The sequence below is a fragment of the Actinoplanes utahensis genome (genome assembly GCF_016862455.1).
In the GTDB taxonomy this organism is placed as follows: Bacteria; Actinomycetota; Actinomycetes; order Mycobacteriales; family Micromonosporaceae; genus Actinoplanes; species Actinoplanes utahensis.
Genome location: NZ_BOMZ01000079.1, coordinates 156708 through 181391, shown reverse-complemented (window position 1 = coordinate 181391; position 24684 = coordinate 156708). Strand labels below are relative to the sequence as shown.

Here is a 24684-nt window from a genome sequence, read left to right as displayed (position 1 = left end):
TCGTCGTCGGACCGGTGGTCGGCCCGCCAGACGTCACCGCGACTGTCACCCCCTCCGACGTCGCGGCCGCGTAATGGTTGTCGTAGGCCGGGACGAAACGCGCGGTGATCTGGTGAGCGCCGACGGCGAGGTTCTCGATTCCCGCCGTGGCCACGCCGTCGTCGACCGGGCCTTCCGCGATGCCGACACCGTTGTCGAAGAACTCCACCCACCCGTCAGCCTGCGCGGGCGTCACCCGAGCGGTGAAGGTGTACCGGTCCTCGGCCTGTCCTTCCTGCGGGCTGACCGTCAAGCCGACAGAGGTCGCGATCGGCACCAGGTCAGCGGCAACGTCACCCCCGACGTACCAGGTGAAGTCGACCGGCTCCGACCGCACCTCGGTTCCATCGAGCGTGGTCGCGCTGACGTCGAAGGTGACCGTGTACCACCCCGGAGCGGTGAAGGCCCAGGTGGAATGGACGTGCGTGTTGGCCATCGCGAACGTGGAGTACGCCGGATCGGTGGACGAGAACCTGCGCAGCGGCGTGCCGTCCGAGTTGTCACCGAAGATCTCCAACCGGCCGGGACCTTGCACGTTCCGCAGGCGCACGGTGGACATGTCCTCGACGAACGTGCCCGGAGGGATGCCCTGATTCTCGAATCCGGCCCAGATCACCCCGGGGACCTGCACGTTCGGCGCGAGCCAGACCTGCGTTCCGGGCGGGCCGAGGAAGTCGTAGTAGGGAGCGTCCGGCGGCACTTCCACCTTCGTCTCGGGTGTCTCGCGAAGCTGGAACACCACACCAGCCGGATCCAGGTAGGTGCTCTGCCCACCCGGTTCCTGAACCTTGCTCTTGAGTTCCAGCCGACCGTCGACCCAGTGCACACTCACCACGTCGGCGTGCGTGTCGTTGATCACGCGCTTCTGCCCGCTGAGCGGTGCCGCTGAAGCCGGCGTACTCACCATCCCGCCGAAGCCGGCCAGGAACAGCAGAGTCGTCGCCCCCGCGGCAGCGAGCCATCGCCGGGCGCCGGGCTGCCGCAACGCCAGGGGTCGCATCACAGAGTCCTCATTCCATCGGCGTCGATGCCAGCATCGCTCGCAGATGATATTCGTTTTCATTAAATCGTCAAGGGGCTCCGCCGCCGGCGGCGGACCGGATCCGGTCACCGGCGGCGGAGCCGGCTCACGCGACGGTCAGCCGACCTGGAAGGTGTAGACGACGTTGCCCGTGGTGGCCCCGGACCCGTTCTGGGCGGTGGCCTTGAAGGTGACGGTGTAGGTGCCGAGCTGAGAGAACGCGAAGTTGCTGTGGCCGTGCCCGCCGGCGCTGATGCCACCCGGCCACACCGGCAGGTTGCACCCGGCGGCGGTGTTGCTGTTCAGCCGGAAGGTCGGCACGACGACCAGGCCACTCTTCACGGTGGTGTAGAGCGTGAAGCGGCCGCCCGGCGGGTTGGAGGTGGCACTGACCAGCTCCAGCTTGACCGGGCCCTGCGCCGAGGCGACGTCCTCGGTGTTCCAGCCGGGGTAGAGCTTGGCGGCGTCGTAGTCCTGCGGGAGGACATACATCGTCGACCCCGCCGGGCCCAGACACGACCAGCTCGAGCCGGACGGGACCGTCGTCGTCCACGACGACAGGACGCGGAAGACGTTGCCGCTCGGCGACAGGTCGTCGGTCACCGGGGTGACCCCGGCATAGGTCTTCGCGTTCAGCGAGAGGGCGGTGCCCTCGTAGTCGAGATCCAGGATGTCGATGTGGCCGGTGCTGTAGGTGGCGGCGAGGGCCGGGCCGGACAGCATCGTCACCGACGCCACAGCGCCGAGAGTGGCCGCCGCCGCGGCGGCGAGCATGCGGGACAACAGTTTCATCGGTTTCTCCCTGCTCAGTTCTTGTCGACCCGGAACGTGAGCCACGTCGCCGGGGATGTCACGGTCGCGCCGGTGGAGGCGAGCTTCGCGGTGGCGTCCACCTTGATCCAGTACTTGCCGGCCTTCTCGAAGGCCCAGTTCGTGTGCGCGTGGGCGCCCGCGCCCAGAACGATGCCGTCCGGCAGGCCGTCCTCACTGTCGACGCGCTTGTTGGGCGAGCCGTCCGGGTGGTAGCCGAACAGGCTGACTCCGTCCGGCCCGACGACCTGCTTGAACCGGATCGTCACCTGGTCGTCGAGGAAGACTCCCGGCTCGACCTCCTCGGCGGCCAGGCCAGGGAACAGCAGGCCCTCGGTCTCGGTGTCCGGCAGCACGTAGACGGTTGCGCCGGGCGCGCCGAGGAAGCTGAACGCGGGGTCGGTGGGAACCGGTGTCGCGGACTCCTTCTTGACCACCAGCAGCACGTCCGACGGCTCGTACTCGGTGTCGGTCTCCTCGTCGTGGATGGCGATCTCCAACTGGCCGCCCTCATAGGCCACGTCGACCACGTCGACATGACCTTCCGAGAGCGCGATCGGCGCGGCCTGCGCCGGAGTCGCCACTGCCACCGCCGCCAGCAGCGCAGGCACCGTCACCAGCGCCTTGAGGCCAATACGCATGTGCACTCCCATTCATCAGCAGGCGCCTGAGCGGCGCTAGTTGGGAATGGTATTCATTTTCGACTGGCCGTCAATAGTGATCGCCGTCTACCTCATGGCCCAGCCGGAGAGCCGCGCATCGATGTCCGCCGCAGAACGGGGCAGCCACCTGCGCGAGGGCCGGTACGGGACGCGCCCGGCGGACGCCGTTGTCCGCCGGGCCCCGGCGGAACGCATCCGGCGGTCCCGCTGTCGGTCAGGAGTGCCGGATGTCGCGCAACCCGATGCGCCCACGACTTTACAATGAAAACCGTTTCCAACAATATGTGCGTGTCAGTCTTTCCCGTCGTGCCGAAGGAACACCCATGGCCGTCCCGCACCGGCGCACCGCACGCGCCGACACCCGCCACCGCCGCGCCCGATGGAAGGCGGCCGCCCCCGCCTGGCCCATTGCCCCTGCCCCGGCCGGCAGGTGACCGACCCGCGATGAGCAGCACCACCACACCCGAACGGCTGCCGGTCACCGTCCTGTCCGGATTCCTCAGCGCCGGCAAGACCACCCTGCTCAACCACGTCCTTGCCAACCGCGACGGTCTGCGCGTCGCGGTGATCGTCAACGACATGAGCGAGATCAACATCGACGGCGCCCTGATCCGCGACGGCGGCGCCCTGTCGCGTACCGAGGAACGCCTGGTCGAGATGACCAACGGGTGCATCTGCTGCACCCTGCGCGACGATCTGCTCGGCGAGGTGGCCGACCTCGCCCGGCAGGGCCGCTTCGACTACCTGATCATCGAGTCCAGCGGCATCTCCGAGCCCCTGCCGGTCGCCGCCACCTTCGCCCTCGGCATCGACGAACAGGATCGGGTCCTCGCCGACATCGCCCGGCTCGACACCATGGTCACGGTCGTCGACGCACCCCACCTCATCGCGCAGATCAACGCCGGCGAGGCCCTCGAAGCGCGCGGCCTGGCGGCGTTCGAGGACGACGACCGTACGATCGCGGACCTTCTCATCGACCAGCTCGAGTTCGCCGACGCCATCGTGATCAACAAGACCGACCTGGTCACCGACGTGGAGCTCGCCCGGGTGGAGGCGCTGGTGACCCGGCTCAACCCGCGCGCCCGGCAGATCCGCTCGACGTTCGGCCGGGTCTCCCCCGCCGACCTGCTGGACACCGGCAGCTTCGACATGGCCGCCGCCGAGACCGCGCCCGGCTGGGTCGCCGAACTCAACGGCGACCACATCCCGGAGACCATCGAGTACGGCATCGGCAGCCTGCTGTTCCGCGCCGCCGAGCCGTTCCATCCGCAACGGCTGTGGGATCTGCTGGACACCGCGGTCACCGACTACGGCGTCCTGCGCTCCAAGGGCTTCCTGTGGCTGGCCACCCGGCCCGGCATGATCGGCCTCTGGTCGCAGGCCGGCCCCCACGGCCGATGCGATCCGGCCGGCGTGCCGGTCGCCGTCTCCGGCGAGTGGCCCGACGACCCGGAGGAACGCGCCGACCTCGAACAGCTGTGGCACCCGGTCTTCGGCGACCGGCGCCAGGAACTCGTCTTCATCGGGGTCCGGCTCCCCGCGGAGGAACTGCGCGAAGGACTACGCCGCTGCCTGCTGACCGACGAGGAACTGGCGGCAGGCGCGGACACCTGGCAGACCTGGCCCGACCCGTTCCCCCAGTGGGCACTCGACGACATGGAGCCTCATGCCCACCAGCACTGAGCTCATGATCTGCGGCTTCTGGCCCCATGCCACCAGCGACGTCGCCGGACCGCTCGCGGTCCTGCCCGAGACCGTCGAGCCGGATCGGACACGCACGGCCGGGAGACCGAATCCGGCGGTCGTCACGGTCGTCCCCGCCGATCTGCTGCTCGACGGCCTGACCGACGACCGGCTCCTGCACGAGTTGGACCCGCACCACGACGACAGTGACGGGCGCAGCATCGGCGACCTGGTCGCCCGGCAGATCGAGCAGGCCGACGGCGTCCTGCTGACCGGGCGACTCGACGACGACTGGGAGACCGAACAGCTACGGGTGCTGCTGCGGCGGCTCGCGCCGTGGGCGGTCCACCTGCGCCCTGGCGACCCGTTCACCGCGGTACGCGGCCGCACCCATCCGATCGACCCGATCACCCGAGGGCTGCGCGGGTACGCGGTGGGCGTCCACGAGCCGGTCCCCTCACACGCGGTGAGCTCTTGCGTCTTCCGCGCCCGCCGCCCGTTCCACCCGGGCCGGCTGCACGACGCCCTGGACGAGATCACCCACGGCGTGCTGCGATCCCGCGGGCATTTCTGGCTCGCCAGCCGTCCCGATCTCGTCATGACGTGGGAATCGGCCGGCGGGCTCGGCATCGGCCCGCACAGCGGCTGGCTGGCCGAGCTCCCGGAGGAACACTGGGACGAGGTCGACACGGAACGCCGTCTCGCCGCTGATCTGGAGTGGGATCCGTACTACGGCGACCGGCATCATCACCTGGCGTTCACCGGCATCGACATCGACCCGGTCGGCATCCACCGCACCCTGGCCGGCTGCCTGCTCACCGACGACGAGCTGTCCCGCGGAGAACAACACTGGCGGCGGCTGCCGGACCCGTTCCGCCGCGCCTATCCCGCCTCGGCGGCCGCGGACGCCTGATCCGCCGTGCCCGCGTGGAACAGGGCCTCGCTCACGCGCGATGGGCGACGACGGTCGCCGCCAGGCGCGGGTTCCGGGACATCGATCACCGCATCGAGATCTTCGGGACCTGTGCCGCACCGGCACAGCCGGCCGGCGAGACCGCGGAGCGCGGCGCCTGTCACTTCACCGATGACAGACATGTCGCAACTCTATAATGAAAACCGTTGTCATTATCGGCTGGATCCGTCAGGATGATGGCGTGAGTGCCAACCCGATCACCTCCGCCGTACGCCCGCCCGTGGATCACCGGCCCGCTGTGACCGTGCTGTCCGGCTTCTCCCCCGGCGCCGTCCAGGCCGCCGCCCGGGCCCTGCTGATCGCCGACGAGGAGTTGCTGGCGATCCGCCACGACCTGACCGGCATCCGGCACGGGCTGATCACCCGCACGGTGGAGTCCGCCGCCGCGGTGCTGGAGCACACCGCCGTCGAGCTGGTGCACGGCTGTGTCTCCTGCACGCTGCGCGAGGACGTGCTGCCCACCGTGGTCCGGCTGGCTCGTGAGCGTCCCGGCAGTGACCTGTTGCTGGTGCTGCCGCCGGCCGTCGAGCCGGAGGCCGTGGCGGCGGCCTGCTCGCACTGCCTGATCGACGGGGTGCCGGTGACCGAGACCGTACGGTTCGACTCCTACGTCACCGTCGTCGACGCCGACTGTTTCCTCGACGACCTGGCCAGCCCCGACGACCTGAGCGACCGCGATCTGCACGCCGCCGACGACGATCACCGCGCCGTCGCCGAGGTGGTCGTCCACCAGGTCGAGTTCAGCGACACCGTCATCCTGTGGAGCCGCCCCGACACCGACGCCCTGGAGCTCAGCCGGCTCGGCACCCTGGTGCACCGGCTCGCCCCGTGGTCGATCCAGGTGTCCGTCGGCACCTCCACGCACCTCGACTGCACCGGCCTCGCCGACATGGTGCGCGGCACCGGCCGCCACGATCCGGCCCGCCCCGGCATGCTCGGCCTCGCCCTGGAAGGCCGGCCGATCGCCGTGCACGACCCCGACGGCGGCCACGGCGTCACCTCCCTCGTCTTCCGCTCGCGCCGCCCGTTCCACCCGCAACGCCTGCACGACGCGCTGGAAGACCTCACCGAGCAGCTGCTGCGCGGCCGCGGGCAACTGTGGATCGCCAGCCAGCCCGACACCGCCCTGGCCTTCGAGTTCGCCGGCGGCGGCGTCAGCCTCGGCACCCTCGGCTACTGGCTCGCCGCGCTACCCCTCGAACGCTGGACCGAGACCAGCGACGAACGCCGCCTCGCCGCCGACCTCGACTGGGACCCCTACTACGGCGACCGCCGGACCGTCCTCGCCCTGATCGGCCTGCATCTGGACCACGAGGCCATCACCGGCCTGCTCACCGCATGCCTGCTCACCGACGCCGAACTCGCCGACGGCTTCGACAGCTGGCGCGCCCTGCCCGACCCGTTCGCCGGCTGCTTCCCGCTGACCGGCGACACCACCACCGAGGAGAAGTAAGTGAAACCCGGCATCCACCCCGACTACCACCCTGTCGTCTACCGCGACCGCAGCGCCGGCTTCGCCTTCCTGACACGATCGACCGCGAACAGCGACCGGACCGTCGAGTGGGAGGACGGCGACACCTACCCCGTCATCGACGTCGAGATCTCCGCCGCCAGCCACCCCTTCTGGACCGGCAAGCAGCGCCTGCTCGACACCGCCGGCCGCGTCGAGAAATTCCGCGCCAAGTACGCCCGTAAAGCGAGATGACGACACCCGGGGGCGGCACCTATGAGTGCCGCCCCCGGTCAGCGGGCCACGAAGCTGACGATCTCGTCGAGCAGCCTGCCGGTGGCGTCTCCCGGCAGCGAGTAATACACGTGCCGGCCACGCCGGGTCCGGCGGATCAGACCGGCATGGGCGAGATTGCGCAGATGATGTGACACCACGGTGGGGTGCACGGCGGTCGCCTCGCACAGTTGCGCGGGCGTCGCCTCCCCGTCACGCAGCAGCACCAGGATGTGCAACCGGATCTGATAGGCCATCCCGCGCAGCACCTCCACCGCCCGGTCCAGGTCCTCCGGGCTCATGCCGCCACCGCCTCCCGGCTCGCCGGACGGGCCGCCGGTCGCGTCAGACGCACCAGCACCCAGGAGACGAGCAGGACCGCGGTCGCGGCCAGCGAGATCGCCGCGCCGGCAGCGACGTTCCACCGGCTCGAGGCGTAGAGACCGGCCAGGCCGCTGCCGACGGCGAACACCACCGCCAGACCGGTGATCACGGCCAGGCGGTCCGACCACAGCCGTGCCGCGGCCGCCGGGGCGACGATCAACGACAGCGCCAGGATGGTGCCGACCGCGGGGACGACGGTCACCACCACGACCTCGATGATCAGCAGCAGGACCACGTCCCACACGCCGATCCGCAGGCCGCCGGCACGCGCGCCGGCCGGGTCGAACCCGGCGTACAGCAGCGGACGCGCACAGATCGCCAGCAGCGTCGCGACCACCACGAGCACCACCGTGGTGGCGACCAGATCCGCCACACCGACCGTCAAGATCGAACCCACCAGGAACGACGACAGGTCGCGGCTGAAGCCGCTCTGTGTGGCGACCAGCGCGGTGCCGAGCGCGAACCCGCCGGAGAGCACCACACCGGTGGCCGCCGCGGCGTCCTGACCCCGGCGGCGGCTCAGGGCCGCCACCCCCAGCGCGATCACCGCTCCACTGGCGATCCCGCCGACGAGCAGGCTCATGCCCAGGATGGAGGCGGCCACCACGCCGGGGAAGGTGGCGTGCGTCAGGGCCATGGTGAAGAACGACAGCCGCCGTAACACCACGTGCACCCCGACCAGGCCGGTCAGCACTCCGACCAGCACCACCTCGGCGACGGCCCGGTGCATCACGTCATCGAACCAGTTCATGCGGCGACCTCCTCTGCGCCGGGATCGGCACGGTGGCGCCCCGGCGGTCGCGCCACAGCCGCACCGGCAGAAGCAGCAGATAGAACAGCACCAGCGCCAGGACCACCGCGGACGCCGACGGCAGCGACACCTGATGGTCGACGGAAGCGATCCAGCTCACCAGCAGCCCGGTGTAGCCGGCGGCGAGAACCAGCCCGGCGCCGAGGACGGCCATGACCGCGAGCCGGCCGGTGACCATGCGGGCGGCCGCGGCCGGGACGATCAGCAGCGCCACCACCAGGATGGTGCCGACCGCGCGGACCGCGGCGACGACCACGAGCGCCAGGATGACGTTGAGCCAGAGGTCGATCCAGCCGACCCGGAAACCGGCCGCGCTCGCGCCGACCGGGTCGAAGGTGCGAAAGATCAGCGCACGGGCTCCGACCAGCAGCCCGACCAGGATCACCAGGGCCAGCACGGCGGTCTCGGCCAACTGGCGACCCGTGACGGTCAGCAGCCGGCCGAACAGGAACGACGTCAGATCGCTCGTATAGGAGGAACGCCGCGACACCAGGACCACGCCGATCGAGAACATGGCGGTCAGCACCACGGCGGTGGCCGCGTCGTCGGACACCTTGGCGCCGCGGGTCAGGACGGTCAGGACCACGGCAGTGAGCAGCCCGGCGACGAGCGCGCCGGCGAACACGCCCTCCAGACCCGCGGCGACGAAACCGATGACCACGCCGGGAAACACCGTGTGGGTGAGCGCGTCGGAGACGAACGCCAGGCGGCGGGCGAAGACGAACACGCTGACCGGGCCGCAGATCACCGCCAGCAGCGCGATCTCGGCGAGGGCACGGGCCATGAACGGTACGGTGAACGGCTCGATCACGGTTCGACCAGCACCATCCGGCCGTCGGCCAGGTCGACGGCGGCATGGGCGTACGTCTGCCGCAGGGCCGTGGCCGTGAGGGTCTCGCCCGGCGCGCCCACCGCCCACTGCCGGCCGTTGATCAGGCAGACCAGGTCGGCCAGGTCCCGGGCGACGGCCAGGTCGTGGGTGCTGAGGATCAAGGCGGTGCCGGCGGCGCTCAGCTCCCGCAGCACCCGGACGATCGCCTCCTGGCTGACCGCGTCGACCCCGTTGAACGGCTCGTCGAGCAGCAGCAGCCGCGGCTCGGCGACGATCGCGCGGGCCAGCAGCACCCGCTGGCGCTGACCGCCGGAGAGGGTGCCGAACCGGTGCCGGGCCCGGTCGGCGAGCCCGACCTGTTCCAGGCCGTCGGCGACCGCGCGGCGGTCGGCCGGGCGGGTGGGCCGCCACCAGCCGAGCTGCCGGTAGCGGCCCATCATGACGACCTGCCGGACGCTCACCGGGAAGTCGGCGTCGAGGGTGTCGGTCTGCGGCACGTAACCGGCGAGTCCCCGGGCCGCGGCCGGCGAACGCCCCAGAACGTTCGCCGAACCGCTGAGAACCTGTGACATGCCGAGAACCGACTTGATCAGCGTGGATTTGCCGGCGCCGTTCGGGCCGACGAGGGCGAGCCGCTGCCCTGCTTGCAGTTCCAGGTCCACTCCGGTGAGAACGGGTGTGCCCTGGTATCCGACGCTGACCCCGGTGTAGCGCAGAGCAGCGGAGGTCATCTCAGCCGGCCAACGCGTCGACGAGGGTCTTGGTGTTGTGCCGCTGGGCGCCCAGGTAGGTGCCCTCCGGGGTGCCCGGCTCGCCGAGGCTGTCGCCGAACAGCGCGTCCTCACCGGCGACCACCTTGACCCCGGCCTGCTGGCCGATCGCCTCGGCGGTCTTCGGCGGCAGCGAGCTCTCCGCGAAGATCGCCTTGACGCCGGCGCCCTTGATCTTGGCGACCAGGTCGGTGAGCTGCTTGCCGGACAGTTCCGCCGACGTGTCGAGGCTGGGGATGACCGAGCCGACGAACTTCAGCTCGTAGCGGGCGATGTAGTAGCCGAACGCGTCGTGGTTGGTGACCAGCTTGCGGTCCGCGGCCGGGATCTTCGCCCAGGCGGCGGTGTTCTCGGCGTCGAGCTTGTCGAGTTCGGCGGAGTAGGTGGTGAGGTTCGCCGCGAACGCGGACGCCTGGGCCGGCTCGGCGGCGGCGAGACCCTTCTGGATGTTCGTCACCATGGTCTTGGCGTTGCGCGGGTCGTGCCAGATGTGCGGGTCGTGCTCCTCCTCGCCCGCGTGCTCCTCCTTCGGCTCCTCCCCGGCGTGCTCCTCCTCGCCCTCCTCGTGCTCGTGCCCACCCTCACGCAGGGTCACGCCCTGACTGGAGTCGACGACCGGGCCCTTGTAGCCGGCGGACTCGATGGTGCGGTCGAGCCATTCCTCGAGGCCGACCCCGTTCTTCACCAGAAGCTTCGCGCCGGCGATGGCTTGCAGGTCGGCCGGGGTGGGCTCGTAGTCATGGGGATCCACATTGGGCTTGAGGATCTGGGTGACGGCCACCGCGTCGCCACCGATGCTGCGGACGAAGTCGGCGACCTCGGGCGTGGTGGCGACGACAGCCAGCTTCGGCGCCGCCGCGGCGGGCGGGTTGTCGGTGGCGGCTTCGGCGCCACAGCCGGCCAGCAGGGTTGCGGCGGCCACGATAAGGGACAAACGACCGTGCTTCATCGATCTCACTCCTGTCACTGAGGAGCGAAACGATAATCGTTGTCAAAAAGTATCGTCTAATGGCAAATTGACGATGTATGGGGGACGGCGCGCCCGCGCACGCCGGACGACGGTGCGGATCGGGACATGCCGGACGGACACTCAGGCGGCGCAGTCCCGGCAGGTGCCGAAGATCTCGATGGTGTGACCGACGTCGGTGAAACCGTGCTCGGCGGCCACCTCGTCGGTCCATCGCTCCACGGCGGGGCCGTCGACCTCGACGGTCTTGCCGCAGGTCCGGCACACCAGATGGTGGTGGTGGGTCGGGCTGCACAGCCGGAACAACTGCTCGCCACCCGGCAGACGAGTGGTGTCCGCCTCGCCGGCGTCGACCAGCATCTGCAGGGTGCGGTAGACGGTGGTCAAACCGACCTTGACGTCGCGCTCACGCAGCATCAGGTAGAGCTGCTGGGCGCTGCGGGCCCCATCGACCTCCTGCAGCAAGGAGAGGATGTCCGCACGCTGGCGGGTGCTGCGGGTCGCGGTCGGCACGGTCTTCACGGCGTCTGCTCCGTCACGATATGGCCGCGCGGGCGCCGCGGCAGTCCCGCAATTATGCAATGGTGAGCATACGAACGGCCCATCGGTGAGCGGTGGGCCAGGGCAGGCCGGCGTCGGGCCGGCACATCGCGCGGCTCACGCCACGGCGGCGAGCGCGGCATGGGCACCCCACCGCCACACGACACCGGCTTCACCGAAACCGGCATCACGGGCAGCGGCCCGGTGCCAGTCGACCGGCGGGGTGAACTCGGCCGGCACTCGATCACGCAGGAGCGATGCCCGCTCGCTCATCAGCGGCTCCAGTGACGCGTCCGCCCGCAACTGGTCCCACCAGCGCGTCCACGCCAGCCCGGCGACGGCCTCGTCGACTGCCGGGTGCAGCCGGTCCATGACGCCGGTCAGCGCGGGCTCGGGCATCAGGTCGGCGACCACGAGCAGGCCGCCGGGACTCAGCAGGGCACGGGCGGCCCGATAGAGGGCCCGCGCCTGATCAGCGGCGAGGTAGTGAATGGTCATGACAGTGGTGATCAGGTCGTAGGGCCCGGCGGCGGCGAGATCGGCCCACCAGGACGCCTCGAGGTCCCCACGGTGCAGCGTCAGGCGGTCGCCGGCCGCCGCCGCGGCGAGCGCGAGCAGCACCGGGTCGAGGTCGAGCACGGCGACGTCGGCGGCGGGCCAGCGCGTCGCCATCCGCTCGGCGAAGACTCCCGGGCCGCCGCCCAGGTCGAGCACACGGCGAGGCGGGCCGCCGCACACCGCCTCGGCGACGGTGAGCATCGCGGCCTCACCACTCTGCGCCGCGGGCAGGAACCCGGCCATCACCTCGTCCCAGCCGGAGCGCAACCGGTCGACGACCGGCCGGTCCAGGCTCGGTGCGGCAAGGGACGCTTCCGGGAGAGACGACATCGGCTACCTCGGGGTGCGGGCGATCGGGATCGGCCAGCAGAGTATAACGGAAACCGTTTTCAACAATGCGTGGACTGTCAGGCGCCCGTGTCGAGCCCGGCGAGCACCTCCAGAAGCCGATCGACCTCCTCGACGGTGTTGTAGACGTGCAGGCTGGCCCGTACCGATGTGGTCTTCTCCCCGCCGCCGGCCTGGCAGTGGCCGTCGGCCCGGACCATGAACCCTTCCGCCGCCAGGATGAAACCCAGGTCGTTGGAGCCGATGTCGCGATGGCGGAAGGTCACGATGCCGTGCCGCTGCTGCACCGGGGAATCGGCGGCCAGGCTGCGCTGGCAGCCGAGGATCTCGTAGGCCGACAGCCGGCTCAAGCCGTCGGTCAGCCGGGCGCCGAGCGCGACCGTCCAGCGAGCGACGTCCGCCACGCCCGCGGCCTGCAGCCAGTCGAGGGCGGCGTGCAGGCTGACGATGCCGCTGGTGTTCGGCGTCCCGGCCCAGCCCGCGGGAACGAACGCCGCCCCGCGCCGGTTCGCCGCCCAGACGGCGCCGATGCCGGGCAGCGCCATCGCCTTGTGCCCGGAGAAGGCCACGAAGTCGACGTCGAGATCGGCCACCGACACCGGCAGGTGCCCCACGCTCTGCGCCGCGTCCAGGCAGATCACCACGTCCGGGCCGACCGCCGCGCGGATCCGGCCGATGTTCATGTCGCCGCCGTAGACGTGGTGCACATGGGTGGTGGCGATGAACCGGGTCCGTTCGGTGACCAGCTCCGGCAGCGCCCGGTGGTCGTAGTCGTGAGCCGGGTCGTACGGCATCGCCCGCACCGTGACCCGCACACCCTGCCGGCCCAGCAGGTCCACAGCCTCCTGCCAGGGCAGGGCGTTCGCGGAGTGGTCGGCGAACGGGACGATGATCTCGTCGCCGTCCCGCAGATGGTGGACCAGCCAGTCCCGGGCGATCAGCCGCAGCCCGTCGGTGGTGCCGCCGACGAAGTGCACACCGGAGCGGTCCGGCTCCGGATCGGCGAGGAACTCGCGCACCCGGTGGCGCACCTGCTCGATCAGCGCGGTCGTCCGGTTCGCCCACGGGTAGGTGCCCCGGCCGGCGTTGGCGTTGCCGCTGGTCAGGTAGTCGTTCACGGCGTCGAGGACGGCCTGCGGCTTCTGCGACGTGGCGGCACTGTCCAGGTAGGAGTGGCCGGGATGGCGCGTCAGGATCGGGAACTGTTCACGCAGCCCGGCCTGCCACGGCCGTAAGTCGTCGGGGAAGGCCGGGCCGTGGTTGTAGCGGGCGGGCGCGGACACGGTCGTCACGTCAGTCCCGAACCAGTTCGGCGCCGGCGTCGCGCCAGGCGATCACACCTCCGGCCAGCGACCGCGCGTCCGGATGCCCCATCCGGGCCAGCAGCGCCGCGTACCGGGCGGACTTCTCCCCCACCGGGCAGACCAGCAGGACCGGCTGCCGGGTGCTGAACGGCAGACCGCCGTGCAGCATCTCCCCGAACTGCTCGTCAACGATGTTGATCGACCGGTCGATGTGCTGCGCACGGTAGGCGAACGGGCTGCGCAGGTCCACGATCAGCGGATGCTCCTTGTCGATCCACGTCCGCGCGTCGGCGACGCCGACGGTGCGGGCGGCCGCCACGTCCTCGGCGGTGAGGCTGCGCACGGTGTTGGCGCGGGCCTGCTGCCGGAACAGGGCGGGACGGCGTTCGCGCAGGTAGCTCAGGTAGCTCTCGACCCGGTCGCAGACGATGAACACCGCGGTACGCCGTTCGGTGAGCCCGGCGTCGATCCGGCGCAGGTAGCGGACCGCTCCCTGGTAGGCGCCGCCGCCGGTGGGCCCGGCCAGGGTCCCGCAGCGGCGGACCAGGGTGAGCAGCCCGTCGATCGCGTCGTCGGAGCTGACCGCCTCGATGGTGTCGTAGACGTCCGGATCGAACAGCCCGACCTCGTGCACCTCGTCGAGGTTGCGGATGCCGGGGACGAAGTCGGACTTCTCCGCGACCAGCCCGACGACGGTGACCGCCGGGTCGTGGGCGCGCAGTGCCCGGGCCACGCCGGTGGACGAGCCGGCGGTGCCGACACAGGCGATGAAGTAGTCGGGCGCCCGCCCGTCCAGGTCGGCGATGATCTCGGGGCCGGTACCCCGCAGGTGCGCCTCGATGTTGAGGTCGTTGAAGTACTGGTCGGTGTGCAGGTAACCGGCGCCGTCGGCGGAGACCGTGTGGTACATCCGGGTGAGCGGGTCGTCGGCGTCGGAGGGGTCCAGGCACTCGGACCGCCCGGGCAGCTCGTCGATCTGGGCGCCGAGCAGGAGCAGCAGATCCTTGACCTCCGGGATCCGCATCCGGTTGGTGACGCTGCGGAACGGCAGGCCGTGCATGCCGGCGATCACGGCGAGGGCCTTGGCGGTGTTGCCACTGGAGAGCTCGACCACGGTCTCGCCCCGGTCGGCGGCGCCGGGCAGCCGGTGGCGGACCATGTTCCAGGCGGCCCGGTCCTTGACCGAGCCGAACGGGTTGAACAGCTCCATCTTGGCGTACAGGTCGATGTTGTTCAGGCCGTGCACAGCCGCGTCGATGCGCACCAGTGGCGTGTCGCCGATGACGTCGGTGACGTGGTCGAACCTCACCCGGTCTCCTCCCGGCCCAGCACGGGCCAGTACTGCTCGTCCAGGCACCACCGCCACCGGTCGCCGTCCCGGACGACGGCGACGGTCCGGGCGGTGGGCTGCATCAGCGCGTTCCCGACGCTGAAATCCATGAGATAGCCGGCGGTGTTGGCGAAGGCCAGCAGGTCACCGGGCCGCGGCAGGCGGGGCAGGAAGACCTTGCGGCGGGTGATCAGGTCGGCTTCCAGGCACAGGTTGCCGGTCAGATGGACACCGGCCGGTTCCTCCGGTCCCGGTTCGCCCCGCGACAGCAGGAGCGGATCCATCAGTACGCCGTGCGCCTCCAGAGCGACGTCGCCGCTGTTGCCGGCGAGCCGGACCAGGGTCTCGCCCCGCCCGTCGCCACGGACCTCCTCGACCCGCATGAGCACGGCGCCGCACTGGTCGAGCAGCGCCCGCCCCGGTTCGACGTGCAAGTCGTGGAGGCCGTCGAGCAGCAGCGTGCCGAAGGGTCGCCGGTGCACCGCCGACTCGGCCGTCAGCAGGCTCTCCAGATAGTCCGGCCCGGCGACGCCCCGATGTGCCGGGTAGACGCTGAGGGCGCCCCGCACGGTGCCGCCCTCGTTGCGCAGCCCGTAGCCGTGCCCGTTCCAGGTGATCGGTGGACGTTTGCCGAGGACCGCGGCGGTCAGCTCACTGGTCCACGCCTCCCACTGCCGGCCGTCGGCGAGATAGCTGACGCCGAAGCCACCGCCGATGTCGACCGCGCGCGGGCTCAGGCCATGGCGGTAGGCCTCCTCCACCGCGAGCAGGCAGCCTTCCAGGGCGGTGGCCTTCTCCGGCATGCCGACGGTGTCGAGGTGGTAGGCCACACCGAGGAAGTCGAGCTGCTCGCGATGCTTGCCGAGGACCTCCCAGAGCGCGCCGAGCTCGGCGGCTGGAACACCGAACCGGCTGGCCCGGCTCATCACGTTGGTCCCGGACGAGGTGAACCCGGACAGGCGGGCCATCACCCGCACCCGGGGCAGGGCATGCGCGGCGACGATGCCGGCCAGCTCGCTCAGCTCGGTGGTGGAGTCGGCGTTGACGACCGCGCCGGTCCGGGCGGCCAGCCACAGGTACTCCCGGCTCTTCGGGCCGGTGGCCATGATCCGGCCCGGGTCGAAGCCCGCGCCGAGGGCGTGCTGGAGCTCGCCGAGCGAGGCCACGTCCACGCCGGCGTCGGTCGCCGCGAGCGCGCGGAGCAGAGCCGCCGACCGATTGGCCTTGTGTGCGAAGTAGACACCTCCGCTGAGGTGATGCCGGTGGTAGATGTCACGGAAACGCCGCACGTTGTGGCCGACCCGGCCGGGCAGGACCAGGTTGAGCGGCGACCCCAGCCCGTCGGCGAGCCGATGCGGCAGATCCCGGTCCTCCAGGACGAGCCGCAGGTCACCGTCCACACGCGGTTGCAGATAAAGCGTCATCACACTCCCGGAAGCCGGTCATCCCAACGTAATCGATGAACTGATCAAACCCAAGAGGATCATCAGCACAAGGTGACCGGCTCATCACTGAATGCAACATTGTGCATGTATCAGTCTCTGCGCGAGCTAAAGAAAATCGATATCGTTACCGATTAGACCTCGAGCCGGCTGTCGAGCGGCATCACTTCCCCCACCTCAACGTGCTAGCGTCCCAGCGAAAACGAGAGTCGTTTTCAACTGTATGCTCGTTCGGAAGGGAGTCGATGCGTGAGAAGACCCGATCTGCGGGTCACGTCCGCTGCGCTCGGTCTGGCCCTCGTCACGACCCTCATCGGCGCTACGTCCGCGCTGGCCGCCGACACGGCGGTGTTGTCCAAAGGGCACACCGACGCCGTCGACGTCCACTATGAGGGCGGGGCGCTGAAGCTCAAGGTCAAGGACGACACGGTGAGCCCGGCGGTGGTCCGCGATCCGGCGGACGTCACCTTCCAGGTGCTGCCCACCGCCGAGACGACGGTGCCGGACCTGCCGGCCTTCTCGTTCCTCGGCGCCCCGGGCCGCAAGATCTGGATGCTGCCGCAGGTCCAGGACCCGGCGCTGCTGTGGCCGGGCTGGAACACCGGCCACCTCGACTCCGGCGTCTTCGCCGGCGACAAGGTGTCGATCAGCCTGGTCGGTGTGGACGGTCCCGGCGACGTGACCCTGTTCGACACCAACTCGCTCGGCACGCCCAGCATCAAGTTCCGCAGCAACGACGGCCTGCCCGACAAGCTCGACGTGCCGGTGCACACCCACGCCCACGCCGGCTGGGTGTTCTCCGCGGTGGGCACGTACACGCTGACGTTCCAGGCCGACGCCACCCTCGCCGGCGGCGGCACGGTCAGCACCGGCCCGGTCGACTACAAGTTCGTCGTCGGCGACCTTCAGGCCGGCGGCGGTGACCTCAGCCTGACCGTCTCCGGCATGTCCGACGGCGAGTACCAGCCCGGCGACACCGTGACGCTGCAGGCGGTGCAGTCCCCGCAGGGCCCGCTGACCAGGTACCAGTGGTTCAGCAAGAAGCCGTCCGAAGCCGAGTTCACGCCGATCTCCGGCGAGACCGGGGCGTCGTACGGCTTCACCGCGACCCGGGCCCTCAACGGCAATCAGTACGCCGTCAAGCTGTACGACGGCGAGAAGGTCGTGGCGACCAGCACCGAGGTCTGGCTGTGGGTGGCCTTCCCGCCGGAGGGCAGCAACGCCGCCAAGTCGGTGACCGCCACCATCAACACCGCCGACGGCGCCCTGGTGATCAGCGTGGATCCCGCGCACCGGACGGTGGCCCTGCCGGCGGCGACGCTGTCGGCGTCAGGTGACCGGTGGGAGAGCAACGGCGCCCTCCAGCCGGTCACGGTGACCGACACCCGGGCCGCCAAGCCCGGTTGGACCGCCTCCGGCCAGGTCGCCGACGGGTTCCGGACCACCGACGGCAAGACGTTCTCCGGCAGCTATCTCGGCTGGACGCCCAGCATCACCACGCAGGGCACCCAGCAGGGCGTGGTGGCCGGGCCGGTGTCGGCACCGTACGGCACCGTGCAGACCCAGACCGGTCTGGGTGGCAGCGCGGTCCTGGCGACCGCACCGCATGGCAAGGGTCTGGGCACCGCCCAGCTCGACGCGGCGCTCAAGCTGAGCGTCCCGACCGACACGGCAGCCGGCACCTACACCGGCACCCTGACCCTGACGGCCATCTGAGACGTCGCGGGGCGGCCCACGAGACACCCCCTGTCCACGGCCGCCCCGCGACCTTCGATCCGCTGTGCCTCGATCTTCGAACCGATGTGAAAGACCCCTCATGCGTACCCGCGTCATCGCGGCCGTCCTGGCCGTAGCAGCCGCCCTCCTCAGCCCCGTGCCCGCACAGGCAGCGCCCAGCGGCGACGCGCTGACCTGGTCGGTGGCGCCATCCGGGCCGAAAGGCCCGAACGGCCGCTCGGCACTGGACTACAAACTCGACCCCGGCGCCACCATCACCGACCACGTCGCCGTCACCAACCACTCGAAGCGCCCGCTCACCCTGCGGCTCTACGCCAACGACGCGTTCACCACCGCGGGCGGCGGCTTCGCCCTGCGCGCCGGCAACGCCGCGCCCACCGACGCCGGAAGCTGGATCGAACCGGCCCAGTCGACGATCACCCTGCCGGCGTCGTCCCGCGCCGTCGTGCCGTTCACCGTGACCGTGCCGGCCGACGCCACGCCCGGCGACCACGCGGCCGGGGTGGTCGCCTCGCTCGCCGCCGCCACCACGGACAGTGCCGGCAACCAGGTCTCCGTCGATCACCGGGTCGGCGCCCGCGTCCATCTGCGCGTCACCGGGCCGCTGCAGCCGGCCCTCGGCATCACCGACGTCCGGATCGACACCGCGACGTCCTGGAACCCGCTGACACTGCCGCGCGTCACGGCCAGCTTCACCATCGTCAACACCGGCAACGTACGCCTCACCGGCACCCCGTCGGCCCGGATCGAAGGCCCCTTCGGCCTCGGCAGCCGCACCGCCGCGGCGCCGGCGATCCCGGAGATCCTGCCCGGCGGCTCCCTGACCACGACGGTCACGCTGGACTCGGTGCCGCCACTCTTCCACGAGAGCCTGACCCTCGACATCCTCCCCGCGCCCGCCGACGGCCGCACCATCGATCCCACACCGGCCCGCGCGGTCTCCGACCACACCCTGTGGTTGATGCCGTGGCCGCATCTCGCCCTCATCACGCTCGCCGTCGCGCTCCTGCTCGCCTGGCTGTTCGCCCGCCGCCGGCGTCGCAGCCGTCTGCAGGCGGCGCTGGCCGCCGCCGAGCAGCGCGGGCGCGAACAGGCGAACGCGACCCTGCAGAAGGAAGGAACCGCATGACCCGCAGGAGAAGAATCCGCCTTCACCGGGCTGCCGCCGTGGTCACGACCTCTCTCGCCGTGGCGCTGACCGCGGGAGCACCGGCCGTCGCGGCCACCCCGGCCGACGGCGCCGACCTGATCGCGCTCTCCGTCGAGTCCGGACAGCTGCGGATGAGCTTCCGCGATGCCGGAAAGGCCGGCACGGATCCCCAGTCGGTGCGCTTCACCGCGTCCGGATCACCGGTCGGCGTCATCCCCGACGATCCCGCGTTCGCCTTCCTCGGCCGGCCCGGCGCACCGGTGTGGTCGCTACAGGAGGACTCGCCGTTCTCCACCTTCGACACCACCGCGATCAACGACGGCGAGCTCACCCTCGAACTGGCGTCGGTGGAGGGTCCCGGCTCCTTCGCCGCCTACACACTGTCCGAGTGGGGACGGCCCACCCTGCTGCTCGACAGCGACGGCCGGAAGAGCACCCGGCTGCCCGCCGGGCAGCGACTCGGCGGCGTGGTGTGGCTGTTCGACGCCGTCGGCGACTACCGCGTGACACTGCAGGCGACCGCGCACACCGGCGCGAAGACGCTGCGCGACCAGGCGGTCTACCGCGTCTCGGTACCCACCCAGGCACAGGCGGCGCCGGCGGTGAAGACCCCCGCAGCGCAGGCGCCCGCACCGCAGCAGCCGGCGGCTGCGAAGGCGGCACCAGCCGCTGCCGAGGCCGCCGCCGCGAAGGCCGCCCCGGCCGCCACCGGCAAGAAGGTGATCTCCGACGGGCATGTCGACATGGGCCCGAACCTCAGCGGCAGCGCCATGACCATCCGGCTCAAGGACGACTCCACCACTCCCCCGACGTGGCGGGAGGTCGCCGACGTCACGCTCAAGGTGACTCAGAAGGCGATCATCGACGTGCCGGCCGGCGCCGGGTACGCGTTCCTCGGCAAGGCCGGCGACAAGGTGTACCTGCTGCCGCAGTCCCAGCAGTCCGGCATCGTCTGGCCGGGCTGGAACACCCAGCACGAATCGATCGTCAAGGGCACCAGAGGCAACGTCACGTGGCAGCTCAAGGGAGTCACCGGCCCGGGCGCGTTCAAGCTGTTCCTGACCGGCTCGTTCGGCACCCCGGAGGTCGTCTTCGACTCGGCGAAGTCACTGCCGCAGCAGCTCAGCATCGCGCCGAACACCCACGCGCACGGCAACTGGGCCTTCACCAAGGCCGGGATCTACAAGCTCAACGTCGCGATGACCGCCACCACGACCGGCGGGAAGACCGTCTCGGACACCAAGACGCTGACCATCGCCGTCGGCGACTCGACCGACACCGGCAACGGCGGCAACGGCACCGGCACCGGCACCGGCGGCAACGGGTCCGCCGGCAGCGGCAACGGGACCGGTGGCGGATCCGGGACCGGCGACGACAGCGGCGGCAAGAACGGCGGCGGCAGCCTGGCCAAGACCGGCATGAACCTCGTGTCGATCGCCGGTGGCGGCGCGGTGCTGCTCGCGTCCGGGGCGGGCGTCCTCGTCCTCACCCGCCGCCGGCGCGGCGAGACGACCGCGGCGCCCACGTCGGAACCGTCCTGATGGCACGTTCCACCGCCGCGCCGCATCCGACATCGATGAGACGCCTCCTCGCCGCCGTCCTGACGGTGGCTACGGCGGCCGGCTGCGCACCGCCGCCCGCCCTGTCCGGCACCGACGGCCGGGTCCAGGTGGTCACCACCACCGGCATCCTCGCCGACCTGGTCCGCAACGTCGGCGGCGACCGGGTGCTCGTCGACTCGATCGTGCCCGACAACGCCGACGCGCACGCGTACGAGCCGACTCTGCGCGACGTGCGCAACATCGTCTACGCCGACGTGGCGTTCAGCAACTATCTCCTTCTGGAAGCCCAGAGCGTGATCAAGACGCTCGACGCGAACCTGCCGGACGGCGTCGAGCAGATCTCCCTCGCCGAAGGCGCCACCAAGTACGCCGCCGAGATCATCCCGCTGGTCGAGGACGTCTCCCTGGACACCATCTGGCTCGGGCTGCGGGCCAGAGGCGACGGCGCGGCGCACGGTGTCACGCGCTCCTCGGATGTGCGGCTCTCGGCGACCCGCATCGACGGTCCGGGCCGGTTGTCCGCCTATCTGACCGAGTCGTTCGGCAACCCGGACACCGCGTTCGACTCCGGTGACGGCCTGGAGCCGGCCAACGGCTACCGCGACGACACCATGACCCTGCCGCCCGACGCGCACACCCACATGAGCTGGGCGTTCACCGAACCGGGAGTCTATCGGCTGACCCTGCGCGCGGAGCTCGCCGTGTCCGCCGACGCGAAGCCGGTGCCGATGGGCGAGCAGACGTTCACCTTCGCCGTCGGTGTCGATCCGCACACCGTGCCGGGCATGTCCGGGGCGCTGGTGCTGCGCGACGGGCACACCGACGTCACCGCCGACATCGACACCGGCGAGCTGTATCTGTACTCCGACGGGGAGGACGGCACCCACCAGGAGCGGCACGATCCCGCCCGTACCGTCATCGAGGTTCCGGCGAAGGCCTTGAAAGAGGTGCCCGCCGGACCGGGATTCCGCTTCCTCGGCCGGCCGGGAACACGGATCTACCAGCTGCCGCAGGCCGTCCTCGGACGGCACGTGCACGGCGAGATCGATCCGCACCTGTGGCAGGACGTCGGCAACGCGCAGGCGTACACCGAACTGATCCGGGACACCCTGATCGCCGCCGACCCGGGCGGGACCGCGCAGTACCGCGCCAACGCCGACCGTTACCTGGCCGAACTGAGCGCGCTGGACGCGTACGTCCGGGAAAGGATCGCCGGGATCCCGCAAGCGAACCGCCATCTGGTGACCACCCACGACGCCTTCGCCTATCTCGCGAAAGCCTACGGAATCCCGGTGGCCGGATTCGTCACGCCGAACCCGGCGGTGGAGCCGAGCCTCGCCGACCGGCGCCGCCTCACCGAGACCCTGCGGAACCTGCACATCAAAGCGGTGTTCCTGGAACCCAACCTGCGAGCCCGCTCCTCCACCCTGGTCGAGGTCGCCCAGCACGAGGACGTGCGGGTCTGCGACATCTACGGCGATGCCTTCGACGACCGGGTGCGCACCTACGCGCAGCTGATGCGCTTCAACGCCGACTCCCTCCGACAGTGCCTGACCTGAGGAGACATCCGTGATCAAAGCTCTCCTGGCGCTCGTGCTCGCGACAGCGCCGACCCCCTCTCCCGATCTCGGCCAGACGCTGGACGCCAACCAGTCCCAGGCGGCCGGACGTGCCGTGCTGGAGACCGGCCACGTCGACATCGGCCCGCGGCTGCGCGACGGGAAGTGGACGATTCAGATCCACGACGACCACGCCGTGCCGTCGGTGTGGCGCGAACCCGCCGACACCGTCCTGCGGATCCGCGACACCGCCCGCCAGCAGGTTCCCGACGACCCGGCCTACGCCTTCCTCGGCGCGCAGGCGGGCACCGACGTGCACGTGGTGCCGCAGACCGAGAAACAGGGCGTCGTCTGGATCGGCTGGAACACCCAGGACCCGGGTGTGCTCGGCGCGATCAGCCGCGGTGTCACGCTGACCCTGCGCGGCGTGCAGGGGCCCGGCCCCGTCGACGTCTTCCTGCAGTCGGGCAACCTCGGCGCCCCGCAGGTGCTGTGGAGCTCGGCGAAGCCGTACCCGCAGCCACTGTGGGTGGAGACCAACACGCACACCCACGCCAACTGGGTGTTCGGCAAACCCGGCGCCTACCTGCTCGCCGTCGACGTCACCGCCGATCTCGCCGACGGCTCCACCGCCTCGGCGAGCACCGTCCTGCGCCTGGCCGTCGGCGACGCCACCAATCCCGACGACGCCTTCGGCGCCGCTTTCACCGCACCTCTGGCCGCGGTGTCCGCGTCCAGCTCCGCGTCCGCCCAGGCCGAGAAACCCTCGTCGGGTACGGGCAACGCGCTCATCTATGTCGCCGTAGCCGTCGGGGTGGCCGTCCTGATCCTGGTCCTGCTCGTGCTCCGCCAGGCCGCCGTCCGCCGCCGCGCCGAGCAGGAGCCGCCACGATGACCGCCGCCTTGCAGATGACCGGGGTCGCCGCCGACCTCGGCGGGCGGCCCGTGCTGCGCGACGTCGACCTGCGCCTGGACGCCGGGGATTTCACCGCCCTGCTGGGCCCGAACGGCGCCGGCAAGACCACCCTGATGCGGGCCGCCCTCGGCCTGCTCCCGCTACGCGCCGGCACGGTCAGCACCGCCAGCGCCGGATATGTGCCGCAGCGCCACGAGTTCACCTGGGACTTCCCCGCCTCGGTGCAGGACGCCGTGCTCAGCGGCCTGGTCCGCCGGATCGGCCTGCTGCGCCGCCCGAAGGTCGCCCACTGGCAGGCGGTGTGGGCCGCCCTCGACCAGGTGAAGCTCGGTGACCTGCGCAAACGCCCGGTCGGGGAGCTGTCCGGCGGGCAGCGGCAGCGGGTTCTGGTCGCCCGGGCGCTCGTCCTGGAACCGGCGGTGCTGCTGCTCGACGAGCCGTTCACCGGCCTCGACATGCCCGCCCAGGAGACCCTGACCGACCTGTTCACCGAGATCGCCCGGGAACGCGCCGTGCTGATGGCCACCCACGATCTGACCGCGGCGGCGTACACCTGTGATCGTCTGATCCTGCTCAACCGCACCGTCATCGCGTCCGGACCCCCGGCGGACCTGAAGGACCCGGAGGTCTGGATGCGCACCTTCGACGTCGGTCCCGGCAGCCACCTGCTCAAAGCCCTCGACCTCGTGGGAGCCTGACCGTGTCCCCCTGGCAGTTCCTCGCCGACCTCACCAACCCCGACCTGGCGTTCCTACCCAAAGCCCTGACCATCGCCGTGCTGTCGGCGATCATGTGCGGGGTCGTCGGATGCTACGTCGTGCTGCGCGGCATGGCGTTCATCGGTGACGCCGTCGCCCACGCGGTGTTCCCCGGCCTGGCCATCGCGTTCCTGTTCTCCGGCAGCCTGGTGCTGGGCGGCACGATCGCAGGCGTCGTCACCGCCCTGCTGGTCACCGTGTTCGCCCAGAACCGGCGGCTCAAGGAGGACTCCGTCATCGGCATCTTCTTCGTCGCCGCCTTCGCCCTCGGCATCGTCATCATCTCCCGGGCGCCGGGCTACGCCGGCTCCCTGCAGCAGTTCCTGTTCGGCTCGATCACCGGCATCCCGGACCGGGACCTGTACGTGGTCGGCGCCACCACCATCGCCGTCCTGCTGACGGTGTTCCTGCTGCACAAGGAGTTCGTCGCCGTCACCCTGGACCGGGAGATGGCCCGCGCGCTGGGCCTGCGCGTGTTCTGGCTCGACCTGATGCTGTACGTGCTGGTCACCCTGGCCGTGGTGATGGCCGTGCAGACCATCGGCAACATCCTGGTCCTGGCCCTGCTGGTCACCCCGGCCGCGACCGCCCGGCTGCTCACCGACCGTCTCGCGGTGATGATGGCCCTGGCACCGGCCATCGGCGCCGGCTGCGCCCTCGTCGGCCTCTACCTGTCCTGGTCGTGGGACCTGCCGGTCGGCGGCACCGTCGTGCTCACCCTCACCGGCGCCTTCCTGATCGCACAGCTGGCGGCACCGCGTCACGGGCTGATCGCCCGGCTCGCCGCCTGACCTCACGCCCTCGC

Annotated in this window: 24 protein-coding genes; 11 read left to right on the top strand and 13 right to left on the bottom strand. The window is 70.8% G+C overall.

Going from position 1 to position 24684, the window contains the following annotated elements; all coding sequences use genetic code 11:
* The 3 genes from Aut01nite_RS27540 to Aut01nite_RS27530 all read right to left on the bottom strand — a co-directional run.
* A partial coding sequence (locus Aut01nite_RS27540; RefSeq protein WP_239124616.1) for a choice-of-anchor M domain-containing protein occupies positions 1 to 1039 on the bottom strand: 1039 nt, incomplete at its 3' end.
* 138 nt (positions 1040 to 1177) lie between these two features.
* Positions 1178 to 1852 (bottom strand): choice-of-anchor M domain-containing protein, encoded by a 675-nt coding sequence (locus Aut01nite_RS27535; RefSeq protein ID WP_083998611.1) that lies wholly within the window; start codon positions 1850 to 1852, stop codon positions 1178 to 1180.
* Between the two features lie 14 nt (positions 1853 to 1866).
* Entirely contained in the window at positions 1867 to 2511 is a 645-nt protein-coding gene (locus tag Aut01nite_RS27530) for a choice-of-anchor M domain-containing protein (RefSeq protein WP_043523601.1), read from the bottom strand.
* Between the two features lie 465 nt (positions 2512 to 2976).
* On the opposite strand from Aut01nite_RS27530, the gene Aut01nite_RS27525 reads away from it, so the two are divergent.
* From Aut01nite_RS27525 to Aut01nite_RS27510, 4 genes are all read left to right on the top strand, one after another.
* Positions 2977 to 4215 (top strand): GTP-binding protein, encoded by a 1239-nt coding sequence (locus Aut01nite_RS27525; RefSeq protein ID WP_043523602.1) that lies wholly within the window; start codon positions 2977 to 2979, stop codon positions 4213 to 4215.
* Entirely contained in the window at positions 4199 to 5128 is a 930-nt protein-coding gene (locus Aut01nite_RS27520) for a GTP-binding protein (RefSeq protein WP_052163397.1), read from the top strand. Before Aut01nite_RS27525 ends, Aut01nite_RS27520 begins: the two co-directional genes overlap by 17 nt.
* Positions 5129 to 5369: 241 nt before the next feature.
* Entirely contained in the window at positions 5370 to 6641 is a 1272-nt protein-coding gene (locus Aut01nite_RS27515; protein ID WP_043523604.1) for a CobW family GTP-binding protein, read from the top strand.
* Entirely contained in the window at positions 6642 to 6893 is a 252-nt protein-coding gene (locus Aut01nite_RS27510; protein WP_043523605.1) for a type B 50S ribosomal protein L31, read from the top strand. It abuts the gene before it with no gap.
* A gap of 38 nt (positions 6894 to 6931) precedes the next feature.
* Here the strand turns inward: Aut01nite_RS27510 and Aut01nite_RS27505 are convergent, their stop codons facing one another.
* The 10 genes from Aut01nite_RS27505 to Aut01nite_RS27460 all read right to left on the bottom strand — a co-directional run bounded on the left by Aut01nite_RS27505 (position 6932) and on the right by Aut01nite_RS27460 (position 16179).
* Positions 6932 to 7213: an ArsR/SmtB family transcription factor gene (locus tag Aut01nite_RS27505; RefSeq protein WP_043523606.1), complete on the bottom strand. Its 282-nt coding sequence runs from the start codon at positions 7211 to 7213 to the stop codon at positions 6932 to 6934.
* Entirely contained in the window at positions 7210 to 8046 is an 837-nt protein-coding gene (locus Aut01nite_RS27500; protein WP_043523607.1) for a metal ABC transporter permease, read from the bottom strand. The genes Aut01nite_RS27505 and Aut01nite_RS27500 overlap by 4 nt, the downstream gene beginning before the upstream one ends.
* Entirely contained in the window at positions 8030 to 8917 is an 888-nt protein-coding gene (locus Aut01nite_RS27495; protein ID WP_043523608.1) for a metal ABC transporter permease, read from the bottom strand. The genes Aut01nite_RS27500 and Aut01nite_RS27495 overlap by 17 nt, the downstream gene beginning before the upstream one ends.
* Entirely contained in the window at positions 8914 to 9669 is a 756-nt protein-coding gene (locus Aut01nite_RS27490; protein WP_043523609.1) for a metal ABC transporter ATP-binding protein, read from the bottom strand. Before Aut01nite_RS27490 ends, Aut01nite_RS27495 begins: the two co-directional genes overlap by 4 nt.
* 1 nt (position 9670) lies before the next feature.
* Complete coding sequence (locus tag Aut01nite_RS27485) at positions 9671 to 10657, bottom strand: metal ABC transporter substrate-binding protein (RefSeq protein ID WP_043523718.1); 987 nt, start codon at positions 10655 to 10657, stop codon at positions 9671 to 9673.
* Between the two features lie 141 nt (positions 10658 to 10798).
* Positions 10799 to 11197, bottom strand: coding sequence for a Fur family transcriptional regulator (locus tag Aut01nite_RS27480; protein ID WP_152628565.1), 399 nt, complete (start codon positions 11195 to 11197; stop codon positions 10799 to 10801).
* Between the two features lie 135 nt (positions 11198 to 11332).
* Positions 11333 to 12103, bottom strand: a complete 771-nt coding sequence (locus Aut01nite_RS27475; RefSeq protein ID WP_052163399.1) for a class I SAM-dependent methyltransferase — start codon at positions 12101 to 12103, stop codon at positions 11333 to 11335.
* Between the two features lie 77 nt (positions 12104 to 12180).
* A complete protein-coding gene (locus Aut01nite_RS27470; RefSeq protein ID WP_083998613.1) occupies positions 12181 to 13413 on the bottom strand; it encodes an aminotransferase class V-fold PLP-dependent enzyme in 1233 nt (410 codons plus the stop codon).
* A 1-nt stretch (position 13414) separates the two neighbouring features.
* A complete protein-coding gene (locus tag Aut01nite_RS27465; protein WP_043523611.1) occupies positions 13415 to 14734 on the bottom strand; it encodes a pyridoxal-phosphate dependent enzyme in 1320 nt (439 codons plus the stop codon).
* A complete protein-coding gene (locus tag Aut01nite_RS27460) occupies positions 14731 to 16179 on the bottom strand; it encodes a type III PLP-dependent enzyme domain-containing protein (protein WP_043523612.1) in 1449 nt (482 codons plus the stop codon). Before Aut01nite_RS27460 ends, Aut01nite_RS27465 begins: the two co-directional genes overlap by 4 nt.
* 282 nt (positions 16180 to 16461) lie before the next feature.
* Between Aut01nite_RS27460 and Aut01nite_RS27455 the strand changes: the two genes are divergently transcribed.
* From Aut01nite_RS27455 to Aut01nite_RS27425, 7 genes are all read left to right on the top strand, one after another.
* Positions 16462 to 17913 carry a choice-of-anchor M domain-containing protein gene (locus Aut01nite_RS27455; RefSeq protein ID WP_043523721.1) on the top strand — a complete coding sequence of 484 codons (1452 nt, stop codon included), beginning with the start codon at positions 16462 to 16464 and terminating at the stop codon, positions 17911 to 17913.
* Positions 17914 to 18013: 100 nt separating this feature from the next.
* Entirely contained in the window at positions 18014 to 19063 is a 1050-nt protein-coding gene (locus Aut01nite_RS27450) for a WxL protein peptidoglycan domain-containing protein (protein WP_043523613.1), read from the top strand.
* 38 nt (positions 19064 to 19101) lie between these two features.
* On the top strand, positions 19102 to 20625 hold the full coding sequence (locus Aut01nite_RS27445; protein ID WP_052163400.1) for a TIGR03773 family transporter-associated surface protein: 1524 nt from the start codon (positions 19102 to 19104) through the stop codon (positions 20623 to 20625).
* 35 nt (positions 20626 to 20660) lie between these two features.
* Entirely contained in the window at positions 20661 to 22205 is a 1545-nt protein-coding gene (locus Aut01nite_RS27440; RefSeq protein ID WP_043523723.1) for an anchored repeat ABC transporter, substrate-binding protein, read from the top strand.
* 10 nt (positions 22206 to 22215) lie between these two features.
* The gene (locus Aut01nite_RS44420) at positions 22216 to 23100 is read left to right on the top strand and encodes a choice-of-anchor M domain-containing protein (RefSeq protein WP_043523614.1); all 885 of its coding nucleotides are present in this window, start codon (positions 22216 to 22218) and stop codon (positions 23098 to 23100) included.
* Positions 23097 to 23819 (top strand): anchored repeat-type ABC transporter ATP-binding subunit, encoded by a 723-nt coding sequence (locus tag Aut01nite_RS27430; protein ID WP_043523615.1) that lies wholly within the window; start codon positions 23097 to 23099, stop codon positions 23817 to 23819. The genes Aut01nite_RS44420 and Aut01nite_RS27430 overlap by 4 nt, the downstream gene beginning before the upstream one ends.
* A 2-nt stretch (positions 23820 to 23821) precedes the next feature.
* The gene (locus Aut01nite_RS27425) at positions 23822 to 24670 is read left to right on the top strand and encodes an anchored repeat-type ABC transporter permease subunit (protein ID WP_043523616.1); all 849 of its coding nucleotides are present in this window, start codon (positions 23822 to 23824) and stop codon (positions 24668 to 24670) included.
* The last annotated feature ends 14 nt before the right edge of the window (positions 24671 to 24684 follow it).